Annotated in this window: 17 protein-coding genes; 8 read left to right on the top strand and 9 right to left on the bottom strand. The window is 72.5% G+C overall.

Annotated features, from left to right (window positions below; all coding sequences use genetic code 11):
• Positions 1-65 precede the first annotated feature (65 nt).
• Both ACFO3J_RS13290 and ACFO3J_RS13295 read right to left on the bottom strand, forming a co-directional pair.
• Positions 66-539: a hypothetical protein gene (locus ACFO3J_RS13290; RefSeq protein WP_386429426.1), complete on the bottom strand. Its 474-nt coding sequence runs from the start codon at positions 537-539 to the stop codon at positions 66-68.
• 81 nt (positions 540-620) lie between these two features.
• Positions 621-1,748 carry a Gfo/Idh/MocA family protein gene (locus ACFO3J_RS13295; protein WP_386429428.1) on the bottom strand — a complete coding sequence of 376 codons (1,128 nt, stop codon included), beginning with the start codon at positions 1,746-1,748 and terminating at the stop codon, positions 621-623.
• 440 nt (positions 1,749-2,188) lie between these two features.
• On the opposite strand from ACFO3J_RS13295, the gene ACFO3J_RS13300 reads away from it, so the two are divergent.
• Positions 2,189-3,169, top strand: coding sequence for a helix-turn-helix transcriptional regulator (locus ACFO3J_RS13300; protein WP_386429430.1), 981 nt, complete (start codon positions 2,189-2,191; stop codon positions 3,167-3,169).
• A 134-nt stretch (positions 3,170-3,303) separates the two neighbouring features.
• Positions 3,304-3,555, top strand: coding sequence for a hypothetical protein (locus ACFO3J_RS13305; protein ID WP_386429432.1), 252 nt, complete (start codon positions 3,304-3,306; stop codon positions 3,553-3,555).
• Between the two features lie 90 nt (positions 3,556-3,645).
• Here the strand turns inward: ACFO3J_RS13305 and ACFO3J_RS13310 are convergent, their stop codons facing one another.
• The 3 genes from ACFO3J_RS13310 to ACFO3J_RS13320 form a co-directional block, all read right to left on the bottom strand.
• Positions 3,646-3,936 (bottom strand): hypothetical protein, encoded by a 291-nt coding sequence (locus ACFO3J_RS13310; protein WP_386429434.1) that lies wholly within the window; start codon positions 3,934-3,936, stop codon positions 3,646-3,648.
• Positions 3,937-4,316: 380 nt separating this feature from the next.
• Positions 4,317-4,808: a glutathione peroxidase gene (locus ACFO3J_RS13315; RefSeq protein ID WP_386429436.1), complete on the bottom strand. Its 492-nt coding sequence runs from the start codon at positions 4,806-4,808 to the stop codon at positions 4,317-4,319.
• A gap of 114 nt (positions 4,809-4,922) precedes the next feature.
• Positions 4,923-5,579 carry a pentapeptide repeat-containing protein gene (locus ACFO3J_RS13320; RefSeq protein ID WP_386429438.1) on the bottom strand — a complete coding sequence of 219 codons (657 nt, stop codon included), beginning with the start codon at positions 5,577-5,579 and terminating at the stop codon, positions 4,923-4,925.
• 106 nt (positions 5,580-5,685) lie between these two features.
• Here ACFO3J_RS13320 and ACFO3J_RS13325 point away from each other — a divergent pair, with 106 nt between their 5' ends.
• Positions 5,686-7,116, top strand: a complete 1,431-nt coding sequence (locus ACFO3J_RS13325; protein ID WP_386429440.1) for an FtsW/RodA/SpoVE family cell cycle protein — start codon at positions 5,686-5,688, stop codon at positions 7,114-7,116.
• Complete coding sequence (locus ACFO3J_RS13330; RefSeq protein ID WP_386429442.1) at positions 7,113-8,777, top strand: penicillin-binding transpeptidase domain-containing protein; 1,665 nt, start codon at positions 7,113-7,115, stop codon at positions 8,775-8,777. Before ACFO3J_RS13325 ends, ACFO3J_RS13330 begins: the two co-directional genes overlap by 4 nt.
• Here the strand turns inward: ACFO3J_RS13330 and ACFO3J_RS13335 are convergent.
• Entirely contained in the window at positions 8,755-9,618 is an 864-nt protein-coding gene (locus ACFO3J_RS13335) for a polysaccharide deacetylase family protein (protein WP_386429443.1), read from the bottom strand. The two genes, ACFO3J_RS13330 and ACFO3J_RS13335, sit on opposite strands and share 23 nt — an antisense overlap.
• Before the next feature lie 173 nt (positions 9,619-9,791).
• Positions 9,792-10,907, bottom strand: a complete 1,116-nt coding sequence (locus tag ACFO3J_RS13340; RefSeq protein ID WP_386429444.1) for a ferritin-like domain-containing protein — start codon at positions 10,905-10,907, stop codon at positions 9,792-9,794.
• Positions 10,908-11,000: 93 nt separating this feature from the next.
• Here ACFO3J_RS13340 and ACFO3J_RS13345 point away from each other — a divergent pair, with 93 nt between their 5' ends.
• Positions 11,001-11,906 (top strand): AurF N-oxygenase family protein, encoded by a 906-nt coding sequence (locus tag ACFO3J_RS13345; RefSeq protein ID WP_386429446.1) that lies wholly within the window; start codon positions 11,001-11,003, stop codon positions 11,904-11,906.
• A 42-nt stretch (positions 11,907-11,948) separates the two neighbouring features.
• Here ACFO3J_RS13345 and ACFO3J_RS13350 read toward each other — a convergent pair whose 3' ends face one another.
• A complete protein-coding gene (locus ACFO3J_RS13350) occupies positions 11,949-12,680 on the bottom strand; it encodes a TetR/AcrR family transcriptional regulator (RefSeq protein WP_386429447.1) in 732 nt (243 codons plus the stop codon).
• 86 nt (positions 12,681-12,766) lie between these two features.
• Here ACFO3J_RS13350 and ACFO3J_RS13355 point away from each other — a divergent pair, with 86 nt between their 5' ends.
• From ACFO3J_RS13355 to ACFO3J_RS13365, 3 genes are all read left to right on the top strand, one after another.
• A complete protein-coding gene (locus tag ACFO3J_RS13355; RefSeq protein WP_386429448.1) occupies positions 12,767-13,030 on the top strand; it encodes a hypothetical protein in 264 nt (87 codons plus the stop codon).
• A gap of 119 nt (positions 13,031-13,149) precedes the next feature.
• Positions 13,150-14,814: a chitinase gene (locus tag ACFO3J_RS13360; protein ID WP_386429450.1), complete on the top strand. Its 1,665-nt coding sequence runs from the start codon at positions 13,150-13,152 to the stop codon at positions 14,812-14,814.
• A 222-nt stretch (positions 14,815-15,036) separates the two neighbouring features.
• Positions 15,037-16,230: a C40 family peptidase gene (locus ACFO3J_RS13365; RefSeq protein ID WP_386429452.1), complete on the top strand. Its 1,194-nt coding sequence runs from the start codon at positions 15,037-15,039 to the stop codon at positions 16,228-16,230.
• On the opposite strand, the gene ACFO3J_RS13370 is transcribed toward ACFO3J_RS13365, so the two are convergent.
• Complete coding sequence (locus tag ACFO3J_RS13370; RefSeq protein WP_386429454.1) at positions 16,227-17,468, bottom strand: styrene monooxygenase/indole monooxygenase family protein; 1,242 nt, start codon at positions 17,466-17,468, stop codon at positions 16,227-16,229. The two genes, ACFO3J_RS13365 and ACFO3J_RS13370, sit on opposite strands and share 4 nt — an antisense overlap.
• Positions 17,469-17,473: the final 5 nt, after the last annotated feature.

The following is a 17,473-nucleotide window of genomic DNA, read 5'->3' on the forward strand; positions in this document are numbered from 1 at the left end:
GCGGGGCGGTCGGGGACACCCGACACACAGGCCGCGGGGTGGGCACCGGGCGGTGCCGGAGGCGGTCAGTGGCCGAAGAGGTGGCGGGGGTGGCGGCGGGGTTTGGATTCGGGGGTGGCGGGGTGGGGGGAATCGTCCGGGGTCGGCTCGGCGTCGGCGGCGGTGTCGTACGAAGAGGGGTACGGGTCTGCCGAGGTCGGGTAGTCCGGGTCGGTGGGGGCGGTGGTGGTCGTGTTCTCCAGGCGGGCCGCCAGGGCGTCCCGCTCGCGGGCCGTCTCGGCCGCGTCGCGGCGGGCGGCGGCGAGCTTGCGGGACTTGCGGCGGTGCAGTGCCATGCCGCCGCGGACCATCATGGCGCCCAGGCAGAAGATCAGCGCGAGGGCCAGACCGGCGCAGAAGATGGCGAGGGAGTTCATGGTCGCCAGGTGGTGCCCGAGAATCGTGACGTTGTAGTCGGGGCCGCCGTTCAGGTTGTCGGCCAGGGCGAGCCCGGTGAACGCGGCCGTACAACCGAGCAGCAGCAGTCCCAGGATCAGCATTGCGGTCACCTCCGATGGTGTGCTGGTGCCCCTCGGCTACCCCGGCGCCGCCCCCGCACGCACCCGGTCCGGGCCGTCGCCTCACACCAGCCGCAGCGCCGCCTCGCGCACCGCGCGCGTGTCCCGCCGTACCTCTGCCAGCCCCGGCAGCGCGGGCGCCCCCGGCTCGCGAAGACTCCGGGCCCAGGCGGCCAACTGCCGCCGGAAGCCGGTGTGTCCGGGCTCGGCGGTGAAAGTGCGGCGGGTGGCCAGGGCCGAGTCCGCGTCCCAGGTGTCGATGCGCAAGGTGGCCGACTCGTCGCGGGCGAAGGGGGAGGGCAGGGAGAGCGTGGCCACCGACCCCTCGGCGGTGAACTCCAGCGTCTCCCGGTAGCGGCGGTGCCCCGGCAGCCGCAGATGGGTCGCGTCCACCACCAGTTCGCCGTCGGGCCGCCAGCGCACGCCCACCCCGGCGCCGGCCGCCCAGAGGTCGGCGTGCAGCAGCCGCCCGGACAGCTCGCGCCCGCCGCCGGCCAGGATCGCGTGCACGATGTTGACCTGGTGGATCAGCGAACCGCCGAGCCCCCGGGCGTAGGCCTCCCGCCGGGCCGGCCCGGCGGCGGGGCCCAGCGCCCGGCGCAGCGCCTGCTCGGCGGGCGGGGGCTGGGGACCGAAGGGCGGCGGGGCGTAGGGCATCAGGTGCGCGACCTGGTGCGGCGCGTTGGGGTCCTGGATGTCGACCACGATCCGCCGGGCGCCGGGCAGTCGGTCCCGGCAGTGCTCGACGAACCGGGCGACCACCGGGTCGTGCCGTTTCATGTAGCCCGCCGCGACCGGCACCCCGGCCTTCGCCTCGGCGGCGATCAGCTCGTCGATCTCGGCCGGGTCCAGACTCACCGGCTTCTCGCACAGCACCGGCAGGCCGGCTTCCAGGCAGGCCAGCACCACATCGCGGTGGGTCCACCAGGGCGTGCAGACCAGGGCGGCGCGTGCCCCGGCGCGTACGGCTGCCGCGGGTGTGGCGCAGATCACCGCGTCGGGGAAGCCGGCCGCCCGGACCGCGTCGATGTGGACGGGGTCGGTCTCCACGACCGCCGCGAGCCGCAGCGCGTGCGGCAGGTCGCGGATCTCCCGCAAGTGCGCGGCGTGCGCGACCTTCCCCGCGCCGATCAGCACGACGGGCACGGGCCCGCCGGGCAGCGGCGACGACATCCCGGCATCCATGTCCATCAGCACACCCTCCCCTTGCCCCGGCGACCGCCGCCGCCCCACCCCGGCGCCGTCCGGTGACCACCGCCCGCCGATCAGGTGGTCGACGGCCCGGCGAACACCCAGCCCGCCCCACCCTGCTCGCCTCCAGACCTACCATCCGCGCCCCCGCCGGACACCACCGCCCCACCCCGCTCACCGACCCCCGCCGACCCCGTCCGCCCCACCCGGGCAGAGGAATGCACGTGCAGTTCCGGTATGAAAAGAAGTTCATGATCGATCAAAGAAGCCGCAGGCGGTGGGCCCGTGCGGGGGATGCGTGAGCTCACCCCCTGGCACGCGGCGGATCAGTTGCTAGAGTCGGCTTCGGGTACCGCGCCACGCCACGCACTGGGCCAACGTAGTGGGGCACGCGGTGACGAAAGGGGGAAGCCGTGGTCAATTCTGCTCGGAGCGGCGGGGTGGACGCCGGGGAGATCGGACTCGCCCTTTATCAGGCTTTGCGCAACCACGGCTCGTCCGTTCCGGCCAAGACGACGGCGGCCGTCGGGCTGACCGAGGCGGAGGCCGAGGCCGGCTGGTCGGAGTTGTGGGAGCTGGGGCTCATACGCGGTGGGCGGGTGCCCGAGGAAGTCGACCCGATCGAGCCCGACACCGCGCTGCTGGGTCTGCTGGCCAGGCAGCAGGAGTCGCTGCGCACCCAGCGCGAGGAGCTGTCGCACATGCTGCGGGCCGCCGAGTCCCTCATGGAGCGGTACCGCCCGACCGTGCTGCGCGAATCGCCGGAGATCGAAGTCGAGTTGGTGACGAGCGACGAACGGAAACGGCAGACGCTCGCCGAATTCAATGCCTCGATCACCGCGTCGACCGGTTCCATGCATCCGGGGCCGCTGCCGACCTCGGAGGTGCTGGCGCATTCCATCCGGGCCGACGAAGAACTCGTTGAGCGTGGCATCAAAGTGCGGGCCATTTACAGCCAGAGTGTGGATTCCGCACCTCGGCAGCGTAAATATCTCGCTCAACTTTCGGCCACCGGGGTCGAAGTGCGGCTCGCCCCCCAGGTCCCTTTCGATCTGCTCATCGGTGACGCGCACACCGCATTTCTGACGGCGAATCCGGAGAACCCCTCGGAGGCGGCGATCGTGGTGCGCGGCGCGGCCCTGCTCCGCTCCTACATCGCGCTCTACGAGGACTGCTGGCTGCGCTCGGTGCCGTACTCGGCGCAGGCCGTCGGCACCTTCGATCCGGACGGCGAGCTCACCGAGCAGCACCGCACGACAATGAGACTTCTGGCGAACGGGCTGACAGATGAGCGAATCGCGCGCAAACTAGGGGTATCACTGCGCACTGTGAGCCGCCTGGTGTCAGAGGTCATGAGATACCTCCAGGCGGACAGTCGCTTTCAAGCCGGGGTGCTCGCCGCAACCCATGGGCTGATCTGATGTGCGCATTTGCGCCATTGCGCACATACGCAGAAGCGGAACGTGGCCCTCAGCGCTCAGATCTTGCCATTCTTAATTCGAGTATCACCGTCATCCCTCAGGGCACTCCCCGGCCTCCGAACCGAAGGACCACGATGTCGCGTTCCCGGCGCAAGATTGAGATCGCTGCCGTCGCAGCCCTGGTCCTGGCCCTGTCAACGACCGGTGGCGTGATCACCGCCGTCGCCGAGTCCGCCCCGGCCGCACCAGGCAACGTTGTCGGCCCCGACAACTGGATCCCCGCCGCCTCCCCGAACTCCTCGGCTGTCGCCGCGCCGGCGAACTGGATTCCCAATGCCGTTCCGGAGGCACCGCCGGTCATGACGGCCGACAACTGGATCCCGTAGCAGGGCCCGCCCACCCCTTCGCTGTACGGCCCGTGATGGTTCGCGGGCCGTACAGCGTTTCCTGCATTTGTGGGGGGAACCGTGTGGGCGTCAGGCGCCGATGGGAAGCGGGTGGCCGTGCGGTGGCCGGGCCACCCGCAGGGCCCGCTGGAGCAGTGCGTCGATCTCCGTCGCCGCGTCGTCGGCGGCCGGGTGTACGGCCAGCCAGCCGAGATGGCGGCGCAGGAAAGCCGCGAGGGCCGGCACCGTCCGTAGGGGGAGACGGACGGTGCGGCCCTCGACAATCAGATCGGCCCAGGAGGCGAGTGTGCCTCGAATAGCGGCGCGCGCCTCGACAGCCGGCCCGTTCAGGGGGATGCCGGGCCGGGCAGTGCCGGTCACTCGGTCGCCGGAGTTCGGCGCCGTTACGAGCGCAACCTCCAACTCGCCGTATACCCGGGGAAGCAAGGCGAGTTGCCGATCCAACCGCTCCTGGCAAGGAACACACAGGGCAGGGTCCGTGTCGACACACAGGTGTCCGCTACGGAACTCGATCTCCTGCACTGCCGCTGTCCCTTCCTCGCTTTGGGGCGGTAGGTAGAGCCAACCAGGATGGGGGTGATCCGGACAATGGCCCCCGACCGGCCTGATTCTGCCATGGCGCATTCGCGCATCTACGACCTCGGGCGACGGCCCGCCCGGCACCGCCGGAGGGCCGGTCGGGGGCCGGCGGGGGCCCGGCCGCGATGGCCGGATCCCTTGTCCCACCGGCCCCCCGAGGGTCATCGCGGCAGGTGCGCCTCGATCGCTCCGGTGACCTCCTGGGCCTCCGGCTCGGTCTGCGGGCGGAACCGGCCGACGACCTCGCCGTCCGCGCTCACCAGGAACTTCTCGAAGTTCCAGCTGATGTCGCCGGCCTCGCCCTTGCTGTCGGCCGCCTGGGTCAGCTCCGCGTAGAGCGGGTGGCGGTCGGCGCCGTTGACATCGGTCTTCTCCAGCAGCGGGAAGCTGACGCCGTAGGTGGTGGAGCAGAAGGTCTGGATCTCCTCGGCGGTGCCGGGCTCCTGCCCCGCGAACTGGTTGCAGGGCACGCCGAGCACGGTGAAGCCGCGGTCCGCGTAGCGCTTCTGGAGCCGCTCCAGGCCCTCGTACTGGGGGGTGAGGCCGCACTTGGAGGCGACGTTGACCACCAGCACGGCCGAGCCGCGGTGCTCGCCCAGGCTGGTCGGGGAGCCGTCGATGGTACGCAGCGGGATGTCGTGCAGAGTGCTCATGAGGTTTCTCCTGATAAGGGCGTCATGTGCGGTGGAGGTGGTGCGGTGGAAGTGGTGCGGTGAACCGGACGTGCGGGCGGTGCCTGATGGGTACGGCCCGGAGCCCGGTCCCGTTCATCGGTCCCGGACCGTGATGCCGAGGGTCTGGGCGAGGGCGGGCGCGAGGTCCAGCAGCTGGGCGGAGCCGATGATCGCGCCGCGCAGCGAGTCGTAGCCGTCGGCCAGGTCGATGGCGACCGCGCCGCGCAGATCCGCCTTCTTCAAGGTGGCCCGGCCGAAGCGGGCCTGCTCCAGCCGGCTGCCGGGGAAGGTCACCCCGTTCAGCCGCGCCTCGCCGAAGTCCACTTCGCGCAGCACGCAGTCCTCGAAGACCACCTCGTGCAGCGCGGCGGTCCGCAGGTTCACCGAGTCGAGCTTGCAGCGGCGCAGCACCACCCGGCGCAGCACCGAGCCGAAGGCCTCCACACCGGCCAGCGAGCAGCCGGTGAGGGTGGAGTCCAGCCAGTCGGTCTCGGCGAGGGAGACGCCGGTGAAGCGGCTGCCCTCGGCCCACACGTCGTTGAAGCGGGCCCGGCGCAGATCGGTGCCGGTGAAGACGCAGTCGGTGACGGCGGACTCCAGGAAGCGGGAGCCGCGGGCCGGGGCGCCGTCCTCGAAGGACAGCCGGTCGAAGTGGACCGTGTCGTAGTCCCCTTCGACCTCCAGCCGGCCCTCGTACGGGCGCAGCAGAGCGGCGTAGGGCAGGTCGGCGAGTCGGTCCGGGACGGTCACCCGGCCAGCCTACGACGCGGCGCCGACACCCGGCGGAGGGAACATCATCCACCGGACAGGCTGACATAACGGACAAAAACCCAGGTGGTTGCTAGCGTGGCCGCCCATGAGCGCTCCGTCGGCGACCGCGCCCGCCGCTCCTCCCCCGCCGGCCCCGCGGCCGGCCGGCCGCCGCGGGGTCGAGCTGTCGCTGATCGCCGCCGCCGTGTGCGTCTCGATGTTCGGCTGGATCGAGGTCGGCCTGGCCCGGGGCGGGCGGCTGCCCCCGGGCGCGGCCGGCTGCGGCGGCGGGCTCGCCCTGCTGGCGCTGCTGGCACACCTGGCGGTACGGACCAGGGCCCGCTACGCCGACCCGCTGCTGCTGCCGATCGCCGTGCTGCTCAACGGCGTCGGCCTGGTGCTGATCCACCGGCTCGACCAGGTGCCCTCGCTCGGCGCCCGGGCGGCGGGCTCCCAGCTGGTCTGGTCGGCGGTCGGGGTGGGGCTGTTCATCGCGGTGGTGCTGGCGCTCGGCGACCACCGGGTGCTGTCCCGCTACGCGTATGTGAGCGTGACGGCGGCGCTGGCGCTGATGGCCCTGCCGATCCTCTTCCCGGCGGTCAACGGCGCCAGGATCTGGATCCGGTTCGCCGGATTCTCCATCCAGCCCGGCGAGTTCGCCAAGGTGCTGTTCGCGGTCTTCTTCGCCGGCTATCTGTCGGCGAACCGGGCGGCGCTCGCCTACTCCGGCCGCCGGATGGTCCGGGCCCGCCGGCTCGACCGGGTGCGCTGGGTGCGGCGGCTGGAACTTCCCACCGCCAGGGTGCTCGGGCCGGTGCTGGTGATCTGGCTGGCCAGCGTGGGGGTGCTGGTGCTGGAGCGGGACCTGGGCACCTCGCTGCTGTTCTTCTGCCTGTTCGTGGTGATGCTCTATCTGGCCACCGGCCGGACCGGCTGGATCGCGGTGGGGCTGCTGCTGGCCTCGGCGGGGGCCTTCGCGGCCGGATCGCTGGAGCCGCATGTGCACAGCAGGGTGCAGGACTGGCTGCACCCCTTCGCCACCATCGACGCCGGGCTCGGCCCCAGCCAGGTCGCCCAGTCGCTGTTCGCCTTCGCCGGCGGCGGGGTGCTCGGCGCCGGGCTCGGGCAGGGCCAGTCGTATCTGATCGGCTTCGCCGCCAAGTCCGACTTCATCCTGGCCACCGCGGGCGAGGAACTGGGGCTGGCCGGGCTGTGCGCGCTGTTCCTGCTGTACGCCCTGCTGGTGGCCCGGGGGTTCAAGGCCGCCCTCGCCCTGCGCGATCCCTTCGGGCGGCTGCTGGCGGCCGGGCTGGCGTCGCTGCTGGCGCTCCAGGTGTTCGTGATCGCGGGCGGGGTGATGGACCTGATCCCGCTGACCGGGATGGCGATGCCGTTCCTGGCGCAGGGCGGTTCCTCGGTGGTCACCAACTGGATCATCGTGGCGCTGCTGATCCGGGTCAGCGACCGGGCCCGCCGCCCCGACCCGGAACCCGAACCGGCCGCGGGCGCCGGTTCGCTGGAGGCGGTACCCGGGTGAACCGCTGCATCCGGCACGGCGCCGGCTTCTGCCTGCTGCTGCTGGTCGCGCTGCTGTTCAACGCGGCCCGGGTGGCACTGGTCGACGCTCCCGCCTACGACGACAATCCCGCCAACCGCCGCATCCTGGTGGCCCGTTACCACCAGCCGCGCGGCGACATCCTGGCCGCGGGGCGCCCGATCACCGGCTCCCACCCCACCGGCGGGTCGCTGCGGTACGCGCGGACGTACGCCGACGGGCCGCTCTACGCGCCGGTGACCGGCTTCTCCTCGCAGATCTACGGCACGACGCTGCTGGAGGGCACCGAGGACCCGCTGCTGGCCGGTACGGACGCCGCGCTGGGCTCGCTGCCGTTGTGGCACGAGATCACCCGGGTCGGCCGGCGCGGCGGCGATGTGCACACCACCATCGACCCGGCGGCGCAGCGGGCCGCGTTCGCCGGCCTGGCCGGGCGCAAGGGGGCGGTGGCCGCGCTGGATCCGGTCACCGGGCGCGTGCTGGCCCTGGTGTCCTCGCCGTCCTACGATCCGGCGGCGCTGGCCGGCACCGGCCGCGCGGTGAACGACGCGTGGGCCCGGCTGACCTCCGACCCGGACCAGCCGATGCTGGACCGGGCGATCCGGCAGACCTACCCGCCGGGCTCCACCTTCAAGGTGGTGACGGCCGCCGCCGCCCTGGAGAGCGGCCAGGTGAGGGACCTGCGGGCGCGGACCCACTCGCCGGACCCGTATCCGCTGCCCGGCACCACCGTCTCGCTGGCCAACGAGGGGCCCGGCTGCGCCGACGCCAGCGTGTACGACGCCTTCCGGATCTCCTGCAACACCGTCTTCGCCAAGCTGGGCGCCGACCTCGGGCCGCGCGGGATGGTGGAGCAGGCGGAGCGCTTCGGCTTCAACGACACCCGGCTGCGCATTCCCACCGGCGTCGCCAGGAGCAATATGGACCGGGAGATGGGCTCGGACCAGGTGGCGCTGTCCTCGATCGGCCAGTTCGACACCACCGCCACCCCGCTGCAGATGGCGATGGTCGCCGCCGCGGTCGCCAACGGCGGCCGACTGATGCGTCCGTACCTGGTGGACCGGGTGACCACCCACAGCGGGCTGACCGTCTCGGTGACCAGGCCCGGGCTGCTGCACGAGGCGGTGAGCCCGCGGACCGCCGGGCTGCTGCGGCAGCTGATGGAGGCGGTGGTGACCGACGGCACCGGCACCGGCGCGGCCATCCCGGGCGCGGTGGTGGGCGGCAAGACGGGCACCGCGCAGCACGGCCTGTCCAACGTCGGCACGCCCTACGCGTGGTTCATCGGCTACGCCCAGCCGCGCGCGCTCGCGGCGGCATCGGTGGCGGTGGCCGTGGTGGTGGAGGATGCCGAGGCGCTGCGGGCGGACATCTCCGGCGGCGGGAACGCGGCGCCGGTGGCACGGGCGGTGATGCGGGCGGTGCTGGGGGCCTGGCCGGGGCAGTTGGGGCAGCCGGCGCCGGCGCCGCGGCCGGGCGCGCAAGGGGCGCCGGTCCCGCCGGCCCCGCAGAGTCCGCAGAGCCCGCAGAGTCCGCCGGCGCCGCGACAGGGTCCGCGCCTTCCGCCCGGCCCGACCGGTCCCCCGTCCCCGCGGCGGATGTTCGGGCCGCCGGCCGGAGTCAGTCGACCTTGGGGAAACTGAAGCCGTAGCCCTGCTGCCTGAGCCAGGTCAGTGCCTGGTCGAGGGCCTTGACGGTCTGCCCGCGATTGCCGCCGCCGTCGTGGAAGAGGATCGTCGGCCCGTTGTGGATCTCGTCCTTCAAGGTGTGCAGGATCACGGCCACGCCCGGCCGGTCGAAGTCCTTGGTGTCGATGTTCCAGCCGAGCGGGCGCATCCCGTGCCGGGCGGCCAGCGCGCGGCTCGCCGGGGTGAAGGCGCCGCCGGGCGCCCGGTAGTAGTAGACGCGGGCGCCCCCGGCGGCGCGGCGGATCATGTCCTGCGCGCCCAGGATCTCCGCCGTCTGGTAGGCCACCGACTTCTTGTCCATCGCGGTGTCGTGGTGGACGGTGTGGTCGCACAGCCGGTGCCCCTGCGCGACGACCTCCTTCACCAGCGCCGGATTCGCCCTGGCCTGCGGGCCGATCATGCAGAAGGTGGCGTGTGCGTGGTGCCGCCGCAGCACCTGGAGGATCTTCGGCGTCCACACCGCGTCGGGGCCGTCGTCGATCGTGATGGCGACGTACTTGCCGGTCGACTCCGGCAGGTGCTGGATCGTGTCGGGCACCGCGGGCGGCGCCGGGGATATGCGTCCGCCGGGCGAGGGGGTCGTGGAGGGGGCGGGGGATTCGGTGGTGCCCGGCGCGGGGTTCGCGGCGGACAGCGCCTTGCCGTCGTCGGCCGGCGGGCTGCCGCCGCCACCGGAGCCGGGGGTGAGCAGCGCCGAGAGCAGCACCGCGATCAGCACCACCAGCAAGGCCAGGCCGATGGCCGCCACCTGCGGTGCCGAGCGAAGCCGCGCCAGGGAGAGCCGCCGTGCCGCCATCGTGTGTACCCGCCCGCCTGTCGCGCTGTGTGGTGCCTCGCGTCCGGTCGGTGCCACGGCTCGTATACGCGGGGCCGCGGCGCTTTCCGTCCTCGCCAACGAATAGATGCGGGTGGCGGGGGTATGGTTCCCGTTTTGTGCTCGGGGCGGCGGTCTGTTACGCGGGGCGGACGTTACGGGCGAATGTCGGCGTCCGCCCGGGCGATCGTCCGCTCCACCTCGGCGACGCGGGCGCGCTCCTCGGCCGCGAACCGCTCGGCGTCCAGCTGCTCGGCGACCTCCTCGTCCTGGGCCATCAGCGCGTCGAGGTCGGTGCCGCCGAGGTCGAGCACGCCCATCTCGACGTACGCCTGCTGGAGCCGCGGCCCCCACAGACCGATGTCCTTGACGCAGGGCACGATCCGGTTGAAGAGCAGCCTGCGGAACAGGTGCAGGAACTCGGAGCGCTCGGACAGTTCGGCCGCCTCGGCCGACGGTATGCCCCAGTTCTCCAGCACTTCGACCCCGCGCAGCCGGTCCCGCATCAGATAGCAGCCCTCGATCACGAACTCCTCGCGTTCGCGCAGTTCGGCGTCGGTGAGCTGCCGGTAGTAGTCGCGCAGCGCCATCCGCCCGAAGGCCACATGCCGGGCCTCGTCCTGCATGACGTAGGCGAGGATCTGCCGGGGCAGCGGCTTGGTGGTGCTGTCCCGGATCAGCCCGAAGGCGGCCAGCGCGAGCCCCTCGATCAGCACCTGCATACCGAGGTAGGGCATGTCCCAGCGGGAGTCGCGCAGGGTGTCGCCGAGCAGCGCCTGGAGATTGTCGTTGACCGGGTAGAGCATGCCGATCTTGTCGCGCAGGAAGCGGCCGTAGATCTCGGCGTGCCGGGCCTCGTCCATGGTCTGGGTGGCGGAGTAGAACTTCGCGTCCAGGTCGGGCACCGACTCCACGATCCGCGCCGCGCAGACCATGGCGCCCTGCTCGCCGTGCAGGAACTGGCTGAACTGCCAGGCGGTGTAGTGCTGCCGCAGCAGGCCCCGGTCGCGCTCGCTCATGGCGTCCCAGTAGCGGGTGCCGTGGAGCGTCATGACCTCGTCGGGGGTGCCGAGCGGGTCGTACGGGTCCACCTCCAGCTCCCAGTCGATCCGGCGGACCGCGTCCCACTGCTTGTCCTTGCCCTTCTGGTAGAGCGCGAGCAGCCGGTCGCGGCCGTCGTCGTACTCCCAGGAGAAGCGGGCGGCGCCGTGCGCGGGCACCTGCCAGGACCACTCGGCGGGCGGTTGCGTGTAGAGGTGTTCGGTCGACATCGGTGGCTCCGGGGGGCTTGACGGCCTTGTTGACACAGAGTCTCATAAGACCCGTACCGCAGGTAACCCTCGTGCAACGGGAGCTCTTTGGCCATGGACGCCGCACTGACCGACCGGGGAAACGACCGGGAGAGGACCGCCGAGCGGCTGCTCACGGCCTCCGCCAGGCACTCCTTCGACCCCGACACGGATCTGGACTGGGACGCGCCCTTCGCGGCGGACACCTTCTTCTGGCCGCCGGAGCTGGTCTCGCTCTACGACACCCCGCTGTGGAAGCGGATGTCGCCCGAGCAGCGGATCGAGCTGAGCCGGCACGAGGCCGCCTCGCTGTGCTCGATCGGCGTGTGGTTCGAGACGATCCTGATGCAGCTGCTGCTGCGGCACACCTACGACCTGGACCCGACCAGCGGCCATGTCCGGTACGCGCTGACCGAGATCGCCGACGAGTGCCGGCACTCCAAGATGTTCGCCCGCGCGGTCACCAAGATGGGCACGCCCGCCTACCGGCCCAGCCGGCTGGACCTCCGGCTCGGGCGGGTGATGAAGACGATATCCACCACGCCCGGCTCGTTCACCGGCACGCTGCTGGCCGAGGAGATCCTGGACTGGATGCAGCGGCTGACCTTCCCCGACGAGCGCGTCCAGCCGCTGATGCGGGGTATCACCCGGATCCACGTGGTGGAGGAGGCCCGGCACATCCGCTACGCCCGCGAGGAGTTGCGCCGCCAGATGGTGACCGCGCCGCGCTGGGAGATCGAGTTCACCCGGCTCAGCTCCGCCCAGGCGGCCCGGGTGGTCGCCCGCTCCCTGATCAGCCCGCAGGCCTACGCCTCGGTGGGACTCGACCCCGCCCAGGCCGTGGAGCTGGCCCGCACCAGCCCGCACCGCCGCGAGATCATGCGGCAGTCGGCGAAGCGGCTGATGGACTTCCTCGACGAGGTCGGTCTGCTGCGCGGGCCCAGCCGCCGGCTGTGGCAGGCCTCGGGACTGCTGGCATAGGGCCGGAACGCCGGGGCCCTCGCGCCGGGGCCCGGCGGCGTGTCAGTCCCGGCGCAGCAGGTGGGCCAGCGCCGGAAGCAGCGGTGCCAGCCGGGCCGCGAGCGCGCCGGCCGGGCTGTCCGGCGTCTCCTGGGCCAGCGCCGCGGTGGCCGCCCCGGCCGCCTGGGCGTCGGAGGCGGCGGTCACCAGCAGCAGTCCGGTGAAGTGGTCGACCAGCCAGTCCCGCAGCTCGCCCAGCGGGGTGCGCTTGCCCTCGTCCAGCCAGGTCAGCGAGACCGCCTCCACGCAGGCGATCCAGGAGCGGACCATCATGGCCAGCCGCGGGCCCGGCTCGGTGACGCCCAGGTGGATCAGCACCTGCTCGGCCGCCCGGCGGCGTACGTCGTCCACGATCGCGCCGGTGCGGCTGGTCTCGGCGACGCTGCCGCCGCGCAGCAGCGCGCCGTAGGCCGCGTCGTGCTCGTCGACATAGGCGAGATAGCGGTCCAGCGCGTCCGCCAGGCGGCGGGTGGGGGCGCCCTGCGAGGGGACGGCGAACCGGCCGATCAGCTCCTGCGCGGCCCCGAGCACGGCGGCTTCGTACAACTGCTGCTTGCCGCCGGGGAAGTAGCGGTAGACCAGCGGCCTGGAGACGCCGGCCGCGGCGGCCACGTCGTCCACCGAGACCTCCTCGGGGCGGCGGTGGCCGAACAGATCGACCGCCGCCGCCAGCAGCTGCGTACGCCGCTGCTCGACGCTCATCCGGCGATACGCGGGCGCCGCGCTGCTGGTCATGCGCGAAGCCTAACGGCCGGGCCGCGGATGGGGACCGTACCGGCATACCCCGGCGCCGGCGCGGGCGGCCGTGTCATTCTGGGCCGGTGAGACACGAGAAGACCGAGTTTGTCGGCGGACCGCTGGACGGGCGGGTGCTGGACGTACTGGTGGGGATGACCGGGCAGCCGCCGCGGGTCTACACCGTGCCGGTGCCCGATCCGGAAGGGGGACCGAAGCGGGAGTACGTCTATCACCGCGAGCCGAGCCCCGGCCCGCGGGAGGCCCGCCGCACCCGCTGGGTCTTCGTCTACGGCCCGGGCGGCGAACGGCCCGACCGGCTCAGGTGGCCCTGGTCCAAGGGCGCGTGAGGCGCGGCCGAAAAGGCCGGGAAGCGACTGCCGGAATTGGTCCGGACCATTGACACGATTGGTCTGGACCTGTTTGCTGCGCGGAGACACGCGCCCTCCGGACAGAAGGAGCATCCCCCATGCTCACCTCCGCACCGCGCGCCGCGCGCCCCAGATCCGCGCCGCGCAAGAGATCGTTCATCGCCGCGACCGCCGCCCTCGCCGGGGCCGTGGCGGTCGGCGGCCTGGTCGCGCTGGCGCCCTCGGCCAGCGCGGGCGAGTTCCTGACCAACGGCGGCTTCGAGACCGGCAACCTCTCCGGCTGGACCTGCGACGCGGGCAGCTCGGCCGTCACCGGCCAGGCGCACAGCGGCAGCTGGGCCCTGAAGGCCACGCCCACGGCGAGCGCCACCGGCCAGTGCAAGCAGACCGTCACCGTGGCCCCCAGCACCACCTACACGCTGACCGCCCAGGTCAAGGGCGCCTACGTCTACATCGGAGTGGACGGCGGCACCAGCACCTGGACCCCCGGCACGGGCACCGGCTACGGCCAGTTGAGCGTCTCCTTCACCACCACCGCGAGCCAGACCAGCGCGGCGGTCTATGTGCACGGCTGGTACGGCCAGGCCGCGTACTACGCCGACGACCTCTCGCTCCAGGGCCCGGGCAGCGGCACCACCACGCCCCCGACCACACCGCCCACCACCCCGCCGACGACGCCCCCCACCACGCCGCCGACGACCCCGCCCACCAGCCCGCCCCCGACCTCGCCGCCGCCCTCCGGCGGACTGCCCACCCACGCGCTGGTCGGCTATCTGCACGAGACCTTCGCCAACGGGTCGGGCTATCTGAAACTGGCCGATGTCCCCGCCAGCTGGGACGTCATCGACCTGGCCTTCGGTGAGACCGACTCCCCCACCTCCGGCAGCATCCACTTCAACCGCTGCTCGGTGAGCGAGTGCCCGTCGGTCGAGTCCGACGCCGACTTCAAGGCCGCGATCCAGGCCAAGCAGGCGCAGGGCAAGAAGGTGCTGCTGTCCATCGGCGGCGCCAACGGCGAGGTCCAGCTCACCACGACCGCCGCCCGCGACGCCTTCGTCTCCTCGGTGGGCGCCATCGTGGACAAGTGGGGCCTGAACGGCATCGACATCGACTTCGAGGGCCACTCGCTGTCGCTGAACACCGGTGACACCGACTTCAAGAACCCGACCACCCCGGTGGTGGTCAACCTGATCTCCGCGCTGAAGACCCTCAAGGCCCGCTACGGCAGCGGCTTCGTGCTCACGATGGCGCCGGAGACCTTCTTCGTACAGATGGGCTACCAGTTCTACGGCTCCGGCCCGTTCGGCGGCCAGGACCCGCGCTGCGGCGCCTATCTGCCGGTGATCTACGCGCTGCGCAACGATCTGACGCTGCTGCACGTCCAGGACTACAACTCCGGGCCGATCATGGGCCTGGACAACCAGTACCACACCATGGGCGGCGCGGACTTCAACATCGCGATGACGGACATGCTGCTGACCGGCTTCCCGGTGGCGGGCAACACCGCCAACATGTTCCCGGCGCTGGCCCCCTCCCAGGTGGGCATCGGCCTGCCGGCCTCGGTCAACGCGGGCAACGGCTACATCGCCCCGGCCGCGGTGGACCAGGCGCTGGACTGCCTGACCAAGAAGACCAACTGCGGCGGTTACGCCACCCACGGCACCTGGCCGGCGCTGCGCGGTCTGATGACGTGGTCGGTGAACTGGGACAAGTACAGCAACTGGGAGTTTGAGCACAACTTCGACGGCTACTTCGGCAGCTGAGCCGACCCTCCCCCGAAACGCGTACGGTCCGGTCTCCGAGGGCGGTGGCCGGGCCGTACGCCTGTCCCGTCCGTCCTGCCCGCCGGCCTGCCTGCTGGCCCGCCTCTCGTGGGTGACGACGGGCGGCGCGACATCGCGGCTCGCTTCGGTCGAATATATGACAAATCGTGACATGATGCCGACGGCAATCGTGTTACCGGCTCGTCGACCCGGAGTGAGGGGATGTCAGTGGCCCGATGGAGCGGACGCCGGCACCGTCCGGCGCTGGCGTGCGGCGCGCTGCTCGCGACCGCGGCACTCGCGCTGCCCGCCGCCGGACCGGCCACCGCGCGGCCCGCCGACCAGCGGCCGGCACCCGCCGTCCCGATCGCCGGCCTCCTCGCCCAACTCCAGTCGTCCTACCGCCGGACGGAGACCGCCACCGAGGCGTACGACCGGGCCGGGCAGAGCGCCGCCCGGCAGCGGGCGGCGGCCGACGCCGCGGACCGGCGGCTCGCCGACCAGCGGGTGGCGGTCGCCGAGGCCAGGGACGAGCTGGGCACGATCGCCCGCGAGATGTACCGGACCGGCGGGGTGTCGCCCTTGATGTCCCTGCTCACCGGCCCCTCCCCGCAGGCCTTCTTCACGCAGCGGCACATCGCCCGGCGCGCGGCGAGCCACCAGCGGGACGTACTCCACCGGCTGTCCGAGCGCGCGGCCCGGCTGGAAGCGCTCAACACCGCGGCCCAGCGCGCGCTGGACGCCGCCCAGCGCGCCCAGCAGACCCTGGCCGTACGGAAGAAGCAGGTCGAGACGCGGCTGCGGCAGGTCGAGGCGACGCTCGCCGGGCTGACCCCCGCGCAGATCGACCAGCTCCAGGCGCTGGAGCAGCAGGGCTCCGACCAGGCGCAGCGGGACTTCATGGACGCCAAGCCCCTCGGCGACGCCCCCGCGACCCGCGCCCCCTCCGCCGCCGGCGAGCGGGCCCTCGGCTACGCCTTCGCGCAGCTCGGCAAGCCCTATGCCTGGGGCGCCGCCGGCCCGGACTCCTTCGACTGCTCCGGGCTCACCTCGCGGGCCTGGGCGCACGCCGGGCGGGCGATCCCGCGGACCAGCGAGCAGCAGTGGGCCGAGCTGCCCCGGGTGCCGATGGCCTCGCTGCGGCCCGGAGACCTGGTGGTCTACTTCCAGGGCGCCACCCATGTGGCCCTCTACATCGGCGGCGGCCGGGTCATCGAGGCGCCACGCCCCGGCGCCACCGTGCAGGTCTCGCCGCTGGCCGCCGACCCGGTCCTCGGCGCGGTCCGCCCGGACCCCCGCGAGCAGCCGCTGGAGCATTACCGTCCGAGGCCCGTACCCGCAAGCGCCGACCGCCCGCCCCCGATCACCGCGACGGCCCCCGCGCCGCCACGGGTTCCGGACCCGGGGTCCCCCTAGGCCAGCTGCTTCTGGACATCGCCGAGATAGGCGGCGGCCAGTCCCGGGTCGAAGAAGAAGTGCTCGAAGTCGGCCGGGTCGTCGAAGCCGTTGGCGATCCGGTCGGCCACCGGCGGGAGCGCGCCGGCCGCGCCGATCAGGCCGAGGACGTGCTCCGGCGGCGGGCCGAGCATCGCGTTGGTCCACTTGGTGACCGGAGCGGCCAGCGACCAGTAGTGCTCGAAGGTGCTTTCCATCCAGGCCCGGTCGAAGGGCCGGTCGCCGTGCGCCAGGATGTCGGCGAGGTAGGAGGCGGCGCAGCGGGCCGCGTTGTTGGAACCCTGGCCGGTGATCGGGTCGTTGGCCACCACCACGTCCGCGACGCCCAGCACCAGGCCGCCGGAGGGCAGTTCGCCGACCGCCCGGCGTACCGTCGGCGCGTAGCGCCCGGACAGCGTGCCGCCGGCGTCGGTCAGTTGGACGTTCAGCGCCCGGTCGTACTCCCACGGTGTGAAGCGCCGCATCAGCTCCAGGGTCACCCGCAGGTGCTCCTGGGGGTCCCTGATGCCCTGGAAGACGTCGACGGGACCGCCGGGTATGCCCTCCCAGAAGAGGATGTCGGCCGGTCCCGTGGTGGTCAGGGTCGGCATCACGAACAACTCGCCCACGCCCGGCACCAGATTGCAGCGCACCGCGAGGAAGTCCGGGTGCTCCGGGCGCGGTCCGAGCCCGTGCACATACGACACGGCCAGCGACCGCTGCGGGGCGTCGTAGGGCGAACGGGAGGCGTCCCGGGCGAACATGGAGACCAGCTCGCCCTTGCCGGCCGCGACCAGCACCAGGTCGTAGGCGCGGGCGAAGTAGTCCAGGTCGGACACGGCCACCCCGTGCACGACCACCTTGCCGCCGCGTTCGGCGAAGGTCTCCAGCCAGCCGGCCATCTTCACCCGCTGGTCGACGGACTGCGCGTAGCCGTTCAGCCGGCCCACCCAGTCGATCGGGCGCGACGCGTCGGGGGCGGAGACCGAGACGCCGAGGCCCTCGGTGCGGGGTGCCTGGTCCTCCCAGAAGTTCAGGCCCAGGTCGCGCTCGTGCTGGAGGGCGGTGGTGAACATGCACTGGGTGGACATCACCCGGCCGCCCCGAACCTCATCGGCCGTGCGGTTGGACATGACGGTGACGTCATAGCCCTGGGACTGGAGACCCAGGGCGAGTTGGAGCCCGGCCTGACCGGCTCCGACGATGAGTATCTTGCGCACAGCGG

The sequence above is a fragment of the Streptomyces polygonati genome (assembly GCF_042650325.1).
Classification (GTDB): Bacteria; Actinomycetota; Actinomycetes; order Streptomycetales; family Streptomycetaceae; genus Actinacidiphila; species Actinacidiphila polygonati.

Excerpts from the sequence above, each read along its gene's own strand:
- ACFO3J_RS13290 (WP_386429426.1), bottom strand. The coding sequence starts at position 539 with ATGCTGATCCTGGGACTGCTGCTGCTCGGTTGTACGGCCGCGTTCACC.
- ACFO3J_RS13295 (WP_386429428.1), bottom strand. The coding sequence starts at position 1,748 with ATGGACATGGATGCCGGGATGTCGTCGCCGCTGCCCGGCGGGCCCGTG.
- ACFO3J_RS13305 (WP_386429432.1), top strand. The coding sequence starts at position 3,304 with ATGTCGCGTTCCCGGCGCAAGATTGAGATCGCTGCCGTCGCAGCCCTG.
- ACFO3J_RS13315 (WP_386429436.1), bottom strand. The coding sequence starts at position 4,808 with ATGAGCACTCTGCACGACATCCCGCTGCGTACCATCGACGGCTCCCCG.
- ACFO3J_RS13325 (WP_386429440.1), top strand. The coding sequence starts at position 5,686 with ATGAGCGCTCCGTCGGCGACCGCGCCCGCCGCTCCTCCCCCGCCGGCC.
- ACFO3J_RS13335 (WP_386429443.1), bottom strand. The coding sequence starts at position 9,618 with ATGGCGGCACGGCGGCTCTCCCTGGCGCGGCTTCGCTCGGCACCGCAG.
- ACFO3J_RS13340 (WP_386429444.1), bottom strand. The coding sequence starts at position 10,907 with ATGTCGACCGAACACCTCTACACGCAACCGCCCGCCGAGTGGTCCTGG.
- ACFO3J_RS13345 (WP_386429446.1), top strand. The coding sequence starts at position 11,001 with ATGGACGCCGCACTGACCGACCGGGGAAACGACCGGGAGAGGACCGCC.
- ACFO3J_RS13350 (WP_386429447.1), bottom strand. The coding sequence starts at position 12,680 with ATGACCAGCAGCGCGGCGCCCGCGTATCGCCGGATGAGCGTCGAGCAG.
- ACFO3J_RS13360 (WP_386429450.1), top strand. The coding sequence starts at position 13,150 with ATGCTCACCTCCGCACCGCGCGCCGCGCGCCCCAGATCCGCGCCGCGC.
- ACFO3J_RS13365 (WP_386429452.1), top strand. The coding sequence starts at position 15,037 with ATGTCAGTGGCCCGATGGAGCGGACGCCGGCACCGTCCGGCGCTGGCG.